General features: G+C 37.7%; 11 protein-coding genes, 2 tRNA genes and 1 other annotated feature. All 13 genes read right to left on the reverse strand.

Going from position 1 to position 12,967, the window contains the following annotated elements:
• Positions 1-23: 23 nt before the first annotated feature.
• Positions 24-99, reverse strand: a tRNA-Thr gene (locus tag OXPF_RS18970).
• A 4-nt stretch (positions 100-103) separates the two neighbouring features.
• Positions 104-177, reverse strand: a tRNA-Gly gene (locus tag OXPF_RS18975).
• Positions 178-263: 86 nt separating this feature from the next.
• Positions 264-914, reverse strand: a complete 651-nt coding sequence (sigH, locus tag OXPF_RS18980) for an RNA polymerase sporulation sigma factor SigH (RefSeq protein WP_152967812.1) — start codon at positions 912-914, stop codon at positions 264-266.
• 81 nt (positions 915-995) lie between these two features.
• Positions 996-1,508: an NYN domain-containing protein gene (locus OXPF_RS18985; RefSeq protein ID WP_083480047.1), complete on the reverse strand. Its 513-nt coding sequence runs from the start codon at positions 1,506-1,508 to the stop codon at positions 996-998.
• A 10-nt stretch (positions 1,509-1,518) separates the two neighbouring features.
• The gene (gene rlmB, locus OXPF_RS18990; protein ID WP_083480049.1) at positions 1,519-2,406 is read right to left on the reverse strand and encodes a 23S rRNA (guanosine(2251)-2'-O)-methyltransferase RlmB; all 888 of its coding nucleotides are present in this window, start codon (positions 2,404-2,406) and stop codon (positions 1,519-1,521) included.
• A 98-nt stretch (positions 2,407-2,504) separates the two neighbouring features.
• The gene (locus tag OXPF_RS18995) at positions 2,505-2,930 is read right to left on the reverse strand and encodes a Mini-ribonuclease 3 (protein WP_054876792.1); all 426 of its coding nucleotides are present in this window, start codon (positions 2,928-2,930) and stop codon (positions 2,505-2,507) included.
• 39 nt (positions 2,931-2,969) lie between these two features.
• Positions 2,970-6,002: an EAL domain-containing protein gene (locus OXPF_RS19000; RefSeq protein ID WP_054876793.1), complete on the reverse strand. Its 3,033-nt coding sequence runs from the start codon at positions 6,000-6,002 to the stop codon at positions 2,970-2,972.
• Between the two features lie 205 nt (positions 6,003-6,207).
• Positions 6,208-7,605: a cysteine--tRNA ligase gene (cysS, locus tag OXPF_RS19005; protein ID WP_054876822.1), complete on the reverse strand. Its 1,398-nt coding sequence runs from the start codon at positions 7,603-7,605 to the stop codon at positions 6,208-6,210.
• Between the two features lie 79 nt (positions 7,606-7,684).
• Positions 7,685-7,893, reverse strand: a binding site (T-box leader).
• A gap of 292 nt (positions 7,894-8,185) precedes the next feature.
• Entirely contained in the window at positions 8,186-9,847 is a 1,662-nt protein-coding gene (locus OXPF_RS19010) for a YbaK/EbsC family protein (RefSeq protein WP_054876794.1), read from the reverse strand.
• Positions 9,831-10,310 carry a 2-C-methyl-D-erythritol 2,4-cyclodiphosphate synthase gene (gene ispF / locus OXPF_RS19015; protein WP_054876795.1) on the reverse strand — a complete coding sequence of 160 codons (480 nt, stop codon included), beginning with the start codon at positions 10,308-10,310 and terminating at the stop codon, positions 9,831-9,833. Before ispF ends, OXPF_RS19010 begins: the two co-directional genes overlap by 17 nt.
• Before the next feature lie 4 nt (positions 10,311-10,314).
• A complete protein-coding gene (gene ispD, locus OXPF_RS19020; protein ID WP_242854459.1) occupies positions 10,315-11,031 on the reverse strand; it encodes a 2-C-methyl-D-erythritol 4-phosphate cytidylyltransferase in 717 nt (238 codons plus the stop codon).
• A 75-nt stretch (positions 11,032-11,106) separates the two neighbouring features.
• Positions 11,107-12,216, reverse strand: a complete 1,110-nt coding sequence (locus OXPF_RS19025) for a PIN/TRAM domain-containing protein (protein WP_054876796.1) — start codon at positions 12,214-12,216, stop codon at positions 11,107-11,109.
• Positions 12,217-12,372: 156 nt separating this feature from the next.
• Complete coding sequence (locus OXPF_RS19030) at positions 12,373-12,861, reverse strand: CarD family transcriptional regulator (protein ID WP_054876797.1); 489 nt, start codon at positions 12,859-12,861, stop codon at positions 12,373-12,375.
• Positions 12,862-12,967 lie beyond the last annotated feature (106 nt).

The raw sequence follows: 12,967 nt of genomic DNA on the forward strand, positions 1-12,967 counted from the left end.
TGTACCGCGTGAAAATATTAAAATGGAGCTCATGACCGGGATTGAACCGGTGACCTCGTCCTTACCAAGGACGTGCTCTGCCGACTGAGCTACATGAGCGCATTGGAGCGGGTAACGGGGATCGAACCCGCACGGCCGGCTTGGGAAGCCGGAACTCTGCCATTGAGCTATACCCGCTTATTTATTGCGTTAAATTATGAAATGTGTAAAACTAATTTCACGCTATCATATTTTACTCCGCTTTTTTTGCTATGTCAATAGTATTATATTTCCCTGATTTTTAAATATTTCTCCAATTTTCTTTTTACTCTCTGCAGAGCGTTATCAATTGACTTAGCATGCCTGTCCAGATCACATGCAATCTCCTGATAGGATTTGCCGTCAAGGTAGGATCTTAATACCTCCCACTCTAAACCGCTCAAAACCTCACCTATTTTAGCTTCTATGTTAATAAGCTCTTCTCTGCTTATTATCAATTCCTCCGGATCGGATATCCTTGTACCGGAAAGTATATCGAGAAGGGTTCTGTCCGATTCTTCATCATATATTGGCTTGTTCAAAGAAATATATGAGTTGAGGGGTATATGTTTTTGTCTGGTGGCAGTTTTAATGGCAGTGATAATCTGGCGGGTTATACAAAGCTCCGCAAAAGCTCTAAAAGAAGAAAGCTTGTCCTGCCTAAAATCCCTAATAGCCTTATAAAGACCAATCATACCTTCCTGAACGATGTCTTCCCTATCGGCTCCAATAAGAAAATATGACCTGGCTTTGGCCCTAACAAAATTTTTATATTTATTTATCAGATATTCCTGGGCCTCCACGTCCCCATTCTTTGCAAGATGAACGATCTCTTCATCCAGCATGTGATCATAGGAATCGTTGTTGTACTCGCGGGCATTTGCGTCATGTTTCAATTATACCGCCTCCAGTAAGCTTTTAGGGTCGACATTCATAAATTGATTATACCCTAACTACGAAACCAAAGTCAAGGAATATCAACGCTCCCGCCTTATTTTCTCAAGTTTTTCTAAAACTTCCCCTTGGATCCTGTTTTCTATGCTCTGCTTTTCTGCCGAAGGCTTGATTTTATACTTGTCCCGCATGATTTTCTGAGCTCTTAGCATTTCTTCCCTAAGCTCTCTTGCCGAGATTCTTGCTGCTCCTCTCCCAAGCACAATCTGCTGCTCCAGCCAATCGGATGTGGCTACCAGCACATTATGCTTTCTTCCAATTTCATCCACCACTTTTTCTATAAAAGCATCGGCAGTCTCATTTTCTTTTGTATATACTACCTCCAACCCTCCATGAAACTCCCTTTTTTCCATGCTTCCCTTAACCATATGGGCATCGAACACAACCACGACCTTAATACCCTTATATGCTCTGTAGTTTTCCAAAAGCTCCGTAAGCTTAACTCTGGCATCCTCCAGGTTGTCCTCCCCTATGGTTTTCAATTCAGGCCATGAATTTATCATATTATAGCCGTCTACAATTAAAAAATATTTCAAAGCCCTCACCCTAGCCTTTTAAGATTCTTTGTCTGAGTATCTCATACATTACAATTGCACCAGCTACTCCGGCATTAAGTGATGATATATTCCCTTTCATAGGCAGATTAACAATAAAATCGCAGCTTTCCTTCACAAGTTTCCCCATCCCTTCTCCTTCGCTTCCTACAACAAGAGCTATGGGGCCGGTTAAGTCGGATTCGTAATATGACTTTTCTCCATCCGCATCGGTACCAACTATCCATACACCTTTATCCTTAAGCTGACGGATCGTCTGAGAAATATTAGTAACCTTTGCAACTTTCGCATATTCAATTGCGCCTGCTGAAGCTTTTGCAACTGCAGGGGTAAGGCCTACAGCCCTGCGCTTGGAAATAATAATCCCGTGAACCCCGCTGGCATCAGCCGTCCTTATAATTGAGCCTAAGTTATGAGGATCATATATCTCATCAAGTATCACTATAAAAGGCTTTTCATTTCTTTCAGCCGCAAAATTCAATATATCTTCAACCTCAACATATGTATAGGGTGATACATTTGCTATTACACCCTGATGGCTCCTTGTCTCTGACATGGCATCCATTTTCACTCTGTCGATTTCATTTATGACAATACCCTTTTCTCTTGCCATGGATATAATTTGCTTAATGGAGCCTTCCAGACTTCCTTTTGCAACATACAGCTTTTCTATAGTCCTGCCGGATTTCAATGCTTCAAGAACGGGATTTCTCCCTTCAAGCCTTGGAATATCCTCGTAAGCATTATTTACTTCCTTAATTTCAGTCTTCTCCTGCTTTATAATATTTTTAGCAATGGGCTTTCTGTCATCATCAGTTTTATAAGGCTTTCTTTCTGTCTGCCTTCTTTCCTTCCCGAGTTTTCCTGCCGGTTTATTCATGCCTCTTGTGTCCTTTTGGCCCTGCTTCTTTCTATTTACAACCATTTTATCACCAATCCCGAAATTTATATTTGTCATTATTATATCCACAAATGCACTTATTCAGATATACAATATTTTATTATTTCCTCCAGCCTTTTTATGTTACCCGATAAATACAAATACCCTATAAGGGCTTCAAATCCTGTTGCCTCTCTATATTCTACAACATCGGCGTTTTTAGGTACACCTCCTGATTTTGAATTTCTTCCCCTTCGGACTATATTTTGTTCTTCTTCCGTCAAAATTCCTTTTAACTTGTGTACCATTTCCCATTGGGCATGAGCCTTGACGTAGTTAATAGACATTGTATGAAGCTTGTGAACTGACTTTTGGGGCTCCTTCAAAATAATATGAGTCCTTACGTATACTTCATACACAGCATCCCCGATGTATGCAAGCACCAAAGGATTTAAAGCCGCGACATCCCTTATATCCATGACATCATCGGCCTCTCTGATGGCTTTAATAATTTCTTCTGTCATATACACACTCTCTTTCACAAAACTAAAAGCAAAATAGCCTTATAATTTTCCAGCCTTAATTAAATACTCAACATCTTTAGGAGGCATAGGCTTTTTAAACAGGAATCCCTGAGCAATATCGCAGCCCTTGTCCCTTAGAAACTCAAGCTGCTCCTGTGTTTCAACACCTTCTGCCACAACTTTTATGCCCATACTGTGAGCCAGCATAATAAGCGCATTTATAATATTCTCTTCCTTTGGATCCCTTGTTATACCGGCAACAAATGATTTATCTATTTTAAGCATGTTTATAGGCAGTTGCTTAAGGTAATAAAGGGACGAATATCCTGTTCCAAAATCATCTAAGGATATCTGGACACCTTTTTCCATAAGCCTATTAATAACTTTAACGGTAGAATCAAAATCCTTTAATGCTGCACTCTCGGTTATTTCCACCACCAGCCACTTAGGATCCATACCTGTCTTGTCCAGTATACAACCTATGGTTTCTATAATGTTTTGATACTGGAACTGATGTGCGGAAATATTAACTGAAACATGAACCGGCGGATAACCCATATCCTGCCATGTCTTATTCTGCATACAGGCATTTTTAAGCACAAACTCATCAATAGGCACTATGAGGCTTGTTTCTTCGGCTAAAGGTATGAAATCATCGGGAGAAACAAAATCATATTTTGATTGTTCCCATCTTGCCAGAGCTTCAACACCCGTAACAGCACCTGTTTGAATATCCACCTGCAACTGGTAAAATACGCCCAATTCATTGTTTTTTACAGCATGTCTTAATTTAATTTCCATATTTGCCTTATTTACTATTTTGTCATTCATTTCGCTTGAATAAAACCTATAATTGCATTTACCTGTTTCCTTTGCAAAATACATGGCAGTATCCGCATTTTTAAGGAGGGTCCTAGCATCTGTGCCATCATCGGGGTATATAGCAATGCCCATGCTGGAAGTAATATATAATTCGCTGCCTTCAACTTCTACGGGCTTCTGAAGGACTTCAAGTATTTTTTCAGCTGCATCTGTCACATCAACTATTGATTTCATTTTTGAAATAAGCAGCACAAATTCATCACCGCCAAGCCGCGCCAATATTCCCTTATCCTTGGTATTCTCCTTTAAAACATCCGCAATATTTTTTAAAAGCTTATCCCCTAAATCATGTCCCAAGGTATCATTTATAGATTTAAAATTATCCAGATCCATAAATATAATGGCAAATTTCCTGCTGAATCTTGCTGCCTGTGATGATACCGAAGATATCCTTTCATAGAGCAGAGTACGATTAGGCAAGCCCGTCAGCATATCATAGTAAGCCATATTATGAATGGTCTCTTCAGCTTTTCTCCTTCCGTCTATATCTGTTAAAGAACCGGCTGCTCTTACGGGCTTTCCGTCACTGTCAAAAACGGCCTTTCCTCTGCATAAAATCCATTTATAGCCTCCATCCTTTGTCTTAAGCCTTAGCTCCTGAGAGTAGTGGGCATTTTCCCCTTCAAAATGATCCATTATAATGGTTTTAAATGTCTTGATATCTTCAGGGTGAATATATTTTGCCCAGGCTCTTAAGCCGTCTTTTACTTCACCTTCATTAAAGCCCAGCATCTCTTTACATCTTGTTGAATAAAAAACTTTGCCGGTTTTAAAGTCAAAGTCCCATACGCCGTCATTGACACCATCCACAGCCAGCTTGTAGCGCCCCTGACTCTCCTCCAATGCCTCCTTGCTGCTTTGCAGCTCTCCGTACTGATTTCTTAATTCTTCTTCGGCTACAGCCAGTTCCTCATATACCGTTTCTAGCTCTTTATAGCTTTTTTTAAGCTCATTCTGGGCTTTTTTGAGCTCCGTTATATCTATACCCATAAATACAGCCATTTCAGGTTTTTCATCCTCATTGTAAATTGCGCTGTTATTCCAGATAATATTGATACTGCCGCTATCTTTACATAATACAGGTATCTCATATAATGAAGTCATGCTTTTATCCTCATTGTAGTCAAGCATTTTCAATACCATGGAGTGCATGCTTTCATGGATTATCGTTGTCATCCACTTGCGACCGCAAACCTCATCCTGTGAAAAGCCGGTAACTCTCTGGGCATATTTATTAAACTTCAACAAAGCGCCATCTTTTTTCCAGATGAGTATAAATATATTGGCAGATTCCACAATGCTGGTGGAAAAGCCCTGCTCTTTGTATATTTTTTTCTTAAGGTTTATAATATAAAAATGCAATAGAGTAAAAATGATCATTATGGCACTGAGGATTATCACACCGTATATATACAGCCACTTTTGACGCAGCTCATTGTAATATATTGAATGTGTAAAAAAATACTTCTGATAAAGCTCTTCATATATTCCATTGGCCCGGAGCTCATCCATTCGCCTATTTATATATTCCACCAAGGCAGGATTTTTTTTACTCACCCCGAAAACTATTTCTGTTGGATATAAGTTGGTAACCCTTGGAACTATTTCTCCACTTAACCCTTTCTTTATGAGAAAATAGTTTACTACCTCCTGACTTTCAAATAAAACCTGTATCTCTCCTCTGTTTAGGGCCTCTATGGCCTTTTCTATGTCTGTATATGAAAAATAGTTCATAATATTGAGCCGGGTTTTCAAAAGCTCTTCGGAGTTTTGTACCCTGCCTACACCTACATAATAGTTTTTAAGATCCTCAATCTTAAGCTGTTCCATATCTTTTTTAGTGTAAATAGCGTAATATGCCTTTAATACGGGTTTTGAAAACAAAACCTCACTCTTTCTCTTTTCACTTACAGCTACAAGTCCTCCGGTATCAATTTCCCCGTTTTTTAATCTCGTATATACATTCTCCCATATATCTGTAGAATACTCTATGTAATAATCCTCCGGTCTAAAAATAAGATTGCTTAAATCTGCCTCAAAACCCATAAACCTGTTATTTTGTATAAATTTAAAAGGCGGAAAATTATCTTCAGCCTGAAAACTAATTGTAGGTATGCTTGCAAAGGCTTGACTAAAGCTTAATGTAAACTGCAACATAAGGATTAGAACAATTTTGCATGTGATTCTCACTTAACTTCCCCCATATCTAAGCCTTTTAGGCGCCTTTTCATTAGTAAACATATGATACTTCGAGATAAAAACTAAAATTCCTTTGTAATTCGATTTATTTTGCATAAATTATGACAAAATTAAAAGATATCTGATTGTAAAAAGCTTGTGCTTCTTTACAATCAGATATCCGTAAAATTCTATTATTGATAAATAGGCTGGGCTTTTATATCCTCTTCCACTTGACTCCCTGAGGAGTGTCCTCAAGAATAATGCCCTTTGCTTTTAAGTCGTCCCTTATTTTATCTGAAAGAGCCCAGTTTTTTTCCTTTCTGGCCTTCTGCCTGTCTTCTATAAGCTTTTCAATTTCTAAATCCAGCTCGCCCTGAGTTGTCTTTTGAAGCAAGGCTAATGGTTTTCCTAATTCCCTTATCATATCAAGGGCTTTTTTAATAAGTATTTTGGGAGATTGAGGCTTTATGTTTGTATTTACATCCCTTACCAGGTCATATATAACAGAAATACCGTCAGCCGTATTAAAGTCATCATCCATAACCTCAATAAACCTTTCTTTATAAGCATCTATCCTCTTTAATAGTTCAGAATCATCGCTGTTTAAATCCCTATCCACTACCGTCTCTAAAATGTATTCAAGATTGTTGATTGAGTTATAAAAACGCTCCAATCCGGCTTTTGACTGCTCCAGTAAGTCCATGCTGAAATTAAGGGGTGTCCTGTAATGTCCTGACAGCATGAACAGCCTTATTACTTCAGGCTCATATTCATTTAATATATCCCTTGCAGTAAAAAAGTTGTTTAAAGACTTAGACATCTTCTGATTATTTATGTTTAAGAATGCTCCATGCATCCAATACCTGGCAAAGGGTTTTCCCGTCTTTGCCTCACTTTGTGCAATTTCATTTTCATGATGAGGAAATATTAAGTCTGAACCTCCTGCATGAATATCAATCGTATCTCCTAAGAGCTTTGATGCCATAGTTGAGCATTCTATATGCCATCCCGGCCTGCCTTGGCCCCAGGGGCTATCCCAGGAAGGTTCACCTGGCTTCTTTTTCTTCCACAAAGCAAAATCCATGGGATCTTTTTTTCTTTCATCAACATCCACCCTGGCACCGGCTTCTAAATCGTCGAGGGTTTGATGAGACAATTTGCCGTATTCATTGAATCTGACGGTATTAAAATAGACGTCTCCGTCAACATTATAAGCAAAACCTTTTTCTTCCAGAGATTTTATAAAATCTATTATTTCATCTATAAGCTCTGTTGCTCTCGGATTTATTGTAGCTCTTTTCAAGCCCAATGCATCAGCGTCCTTATAATATTCTTCTATGAATTTATCCCCCAATTCTTTTACGGTGATTCCGTCATCATTAGCCTTCTTAATCATCTTGTCATCTATATCCGTAAAGTTTTGCACAAAATTAACCTTATATCCTCTGTATTCAAAATAGCGTCGTATGGTATCGAAGGAAATAAATGTCCTGGCATTTCCTATATGAAAAAAATTATATACCGTAGGTCCGCACACATACATGGAGACTTCGCCTTCCTTTAAGGGTACGAAATCCTCCTTTGCCTTGGTGAGAGTATTAAAGATTTTGATTCCCATATAAAATTCTCCTTATTAAATATTAAGCAACTTATATTTACTATGCAAAAAAATAAATAAGACTCCTTCTCATATCAGAGACGAAGTATATCCGCGGTTCCACTCTGTTCAGGCTTTCACCCGACTCATATCTCTTTAACGGGAGGCTCCGCCAGGCTATACTTATTTCCAGCCTGATACTCCTGGGCGCACTTTCAGCATATGTATCCGCAGTTGCTTTCAGCCATGGCGACTGCTCTCTTAGGACCTTAAATACCTACACTTCCCACTCAAAGTATTTACACCTTTCTTTTACATATTTTATTCTATTGACTTAATTTTGTCTACAATTATAAAATAACTGCTATATTATTATATTCTTTACATCAAAAACAGCAGATACAATTCTGTATTGCTGCCGTTTTTGAATGAGCCAATATGAAGGATTATTGATTACCTTACATAAATTAGTTTGCCCAAATTGTCAAATTACATAACATAAACTAAAAGTTTTACTTTATGGAATACATTAGATTTAGCTGATTTTGTATTTGTTCATTCAATTTTTCTATCCTGTCAATATTTCCTACATCCTTTAAAGGTTGTCCATATGTATGTCAAATTCTTTCTTTATTTTTGGATAAACATCCTCGACTTTAACATCCACAGGAGCTATGTCTGTTCTCTTCTTATATTCCACAATGCCTTCGCCTGCTTTTTTGCCCACAGTAATCCTTATAGGGATTCCAACAAGGTCGGCATCTTTGAATTTTACTCCGGCCCGCTCGTTCCTGTCATCCAAAAGGACATTGAAACCCATTTCAACCAGGTTTTCATATATGCTCTCAGATAATTTCACCTGCTCCTCATTAACTGAAATAACCGGTATGATAACCACATCAAATGGTGCTGCAAGTATCGGCCAGATAATACCGCTTTCATCATTGTGCTGTTCTATTATGGACACTATTATCCGGTCAATATCCATGGAAAGCTCCAAAGCATGAGAGTATTTTTCACTTCCGTCTTCGTCAATATAATAGGCATTTATTGAACCTGCCAGTTCAGTGCCTATTTTTGACAAATGACCTATTTTTATTCCTTTTTTAAAACTAACGGGGCTGCTGCAATATGGGCAATTATCCTTCTCCGTAAAGACCTTTAAATCCCCTATAATATCTGCCGTAAAATCTTTGCCGTAATTCACGTTTATATAATGGTAACCTGTATCGTTTGCTCCTGCCGCCCAATTTTTCATGTTTAAAACTTCATCATCTGCAACCAATATATCTGCTTTTATCCCAATAGGGCCTGCAAAACCCAATTCAGCATCAGTGACTTTTTCAACGACGTCTTTATCCGCCATCACTATGGACTTTCCTTTTATAAGCCTTAAAAGTTTCTTTTCATTTAGTGATCTGTCTCCTCTTATCAGTGCCGCCACAGTTTTTCCGTCAATTTTATAGATCAGGGTTTTGACAAGCTTTTTTGCATCAATTTGTAAAAAAGCTTTAAGCTCATCTATAGTCTTAATATCCGGAGTTGAAATCTTTTCAAGCTTTAAAAACTCCTCGGAATTTCCCCCCTCCGGAAGACATTTTGCTGTTTTTACATCTGCTATGTAGTCGCACTGGCTGCAAGTTATAAACTCATCTTCTCCTTCATGGCTATGAGTTATAAACTCTTGAGTGTTAAATTCATCATAGCTTGTTATACAATATCTCATATTCAACCTGCCCAGTACATTCGAAAACAGCTTATATATGATTTCGTATGATGTTTCGCTATTTCTATTGTCCTTCTCAAAGAAGTATGCTTCCATCGCATAGGATACTCTGGAATTTATAAAAGTATCCCGCCCTTTTTCTCTTGTATTTAATATCTGTCCTATGCGATACAGATACAATGGAAATGCCCGGTAGGATTTAACATCCTTTTTTAATATATCCACAAAAAAATGAGAATTTTCCGGGGTTTCCTTATATACAAGGCCAGGTATATCTATCTCCTGGCTCCTTAACTTTTCTAATTCCCTCCTTAAGGATTCCTCTATCTTACTTCGCACTTTAAGGCCTAAAGGAAGATAATTATACAATCTGGGTGAAATCCTTCTTACAAGGCCTGCCCTCGCCATAAGACGGCTGCTTAATGTTACATAATCTGCCGGCGCTTCTTTTAAAGTGGGCATAAGCAATGAAGATACTCTCATATGTAAATCATATCCTTTCCCTTTATTGACGCTAAACTTTAATCTCATCTATGCTTGCAATCGCCATGGCAGAAATTCCTTCCCCGCTGCCTGTAAATCCAAGGCCTTCCTCAGTGGTAGCTTTGATATTTACACATTTTATGTCAATTTCCAAGGCCTTTGAAATACTAAGCCTCATATCTTCTATGTGAGGTGCCATTTTAGGCCTTTGTGCCACTATGGTAGCATCGATATTATTTACTATACATCCTTCTTTTTTAAGGAGGCAATTTACATTATGAAGCAATTCAATACTTGATATTCCTCTGTACTTTTCTTCAGCATCGGGGAAGTGCCTGCCAATGTCTCCTAATGCGGCTGCTCCTAAAAGCGCATCCATGATGGCATGAACTAAAACATCCGCATCCGAATGACCTAAAAGCCCCCTTTCAAATTCTATTTTAATTCCGCCTATTATAAGGTCCCGTCCTACAACTAGCTTATGTACATCGTATCCCATTCCGACTCTCATATATTTACCCCCTCTTTCTGTTATTCAATATTGCTTCAGCAATGTATATATCCTCGGGAGTCGTAACTTTTATATTCTCGTAGCTTCCTGAAAATAATTTTATTTTAAAACCCAGTCTTTCCACAAGAACGGTATCATCTGTCCCTATAAATTCATTTTTTACAGCTTCTCTATGGGCACTGAAAAGTATATCAAATTTAAAGGTCTGAGGAGTTTGTATAGCGTATAAAGTAGCTCTTTCCGGTGTGCTTAATACAAAGCCTTCTTCATCCACTACCTTGATTGTGTCTTTAAGGGGAACGGCACAGGCCGCAGCACCATATTTTTCTGCTTCCTCAACACTCAAGTCAATTATTTGAGATGTTACGAGAGGTCTTGCACCGTCATGGGTTACTATAATATCACAAGCGCCCTTCAATTCACTTAATCCTTTAATTATGGATTGCTGCCTTATTTCTCCTCCCGCAACCAGGCTGATGGATTTTTTTATCTTATTTATCTTATATCTGTCGATTATATCTTTTTTTATATAATCCATTTCATTTTCATTTGCCGCTATAATAATACTGTCCACATATTGTGAGGACTCAAAAGCCTCAAGTGTATATGCTAAAACAGGCTTATTATTTATTTCAAGGAATAGCTTATTTACTTCTGCTCCCATCCTTTTACCTTTGCCGGCTGCTACAACTACAGCACCTATACTTAAACCTCCGTACAAATTTCTTCCCCCTTTTGCTAAACAATAAAGCTACAAAAAATTGAAATAAATTCCGTGTTTCCACGGAATTTATAGTTAAACTGCTTTATCCATTTGTGCCTTAGGCTTTGCGAAAATCATCCTGCCTGCGGCAGTTTGAAGCACACTGGTCACTACTACTTCTATGTTTTCACCTATATATTTTCTGCCTCCGTCAACGACTATCATGGTTCCGTCGTCTAAGTAAGCAATACCCTGCCCTGTTTCCTTACCGTCCTTTATAACCTGAATGAGCATTTCTTCACCGGGTAATACCACAGGCTTTACTGCATTGGCAAGTTCGTTTATATTCAACACATCCACGCCCTGAAATTCTGCTACCTTGTTCAGATTATAGTCATTTGTAACAACCTTGCCTCCTAGCATCTGGGCAAGCTTTAAAAGCTTTATATCCACTTCCACGGCACCTTCGAAATTTTTCTCCACCATTTCAACGGGAATGTTAAGTTCTTTCTGGATTCTGTTTAAAACATCCAAACCCCTTCTTCCGCGATTCCTTTTAAGCGAATCGGAAGAATCGGCAATATGGCGTAATTCCTCCAAAACAAATCCCGGTATGACAAGAGGGCCTTCCACAAATCCTGTCTGGCAGATATCAAAAATTCTGCCATCAATTATTACACTTGTATCTAATACTTTAGGCTGTACTCTATGTTCACCTTTTTGAGCTTTTTGCTTATTGCCTATTTTCTTAAAGAAAGAAAATAAGTTATAAAGTTCTTCTTTCCTCTTTATTGCTATATTGGCACCGATTGATCCCAATACAATATTCAATATGAGAACCAGAATTGTGCCAATATTATAAGGTAAATTGTTCAGGGAACCTGCAAAAAGATTGGTAATGACCAACCCGATAATCAATCCGAAGATAGCCAGAAAAATGTCGTTCATAGGCATCTTTTGAATGCTGGTTTCAATAAATTCCGTAATCTTTCGTACCAGTGTTACTATCAAAGGTGACACTATAAAAAATATTATTCCGCCTAAAAGGGTCCCTATAACAAAAAACAATATTTCATTGAAACTACCTTGTTGAATAATAGCCAAATTCTGTATAAAGTCTGTTCTCAGCAATGTTAACGATAACGTAAATCCAAGAATAAGTCCGATTATCGAAAACAATATTCGAATTATTTTATTTAGCAAAAGCTTCACCTCCTTATCTTAGTATTTACAAATACTTTATACATTAAACAATATTTCAAAATATCGCTGTAAATTACCATAATATCTCCATGGGTATTAATTTTAATATATTATATATACCGAAAAAATTCAACCTAATTAAACCTTAAATATTTATTAACTGTCCTCACCGAATAGAGTATCTTCAATTATCCTGTCTATTTCATAGAATTTCAAACCTGTTACCACAATCAGTTCACTGAAGAGTATTTGCTTGGCATTTTCTAATATTTTTTTCTCTCCCGGTGACAAACCTTTCTCCCTATCCCTTATCATCAGATTTTTAATAACATCGGCGATACTATAGATGTTACCGCTTCTTATTTTATCCATATTATTGCGGTATCTTTTGCTCCAATTGTCCAGACTATCCGATGTCTTTTGCCTGAAAACATCCAATACCTCATAATGTTCATTATAACTTATTACATTCCTTATTCTAAAATCATCCATTGAGTCCATGGGTATCATAACTCTCATATCATCTATTGGAATTCTCAAAATGTAATATTTCTTTTTTTCACCCAGTATCTCCTTTTCCTCTACAGATTCAATTATACCTGCACCATATACGGGATATACTATTTTATCGCCAATATTAAACATATGCATCCACCCCTTGAATTATAGTTCTAATACCAGAATACTCACCAAGGGGTAATTATGATAAAGCAACTTTGTAAATACCGCAAATAATTTTAATAGTTCGCTG

This window comes from Oxobacter pfennigii, assembly GCF_001317355.1.
Classification (GTDB): Bacteria; Bacillota; Clostridia; order Clostridiales; family Oxobacteraceae; genus Oxobacter; species Oxobacter pfennigii.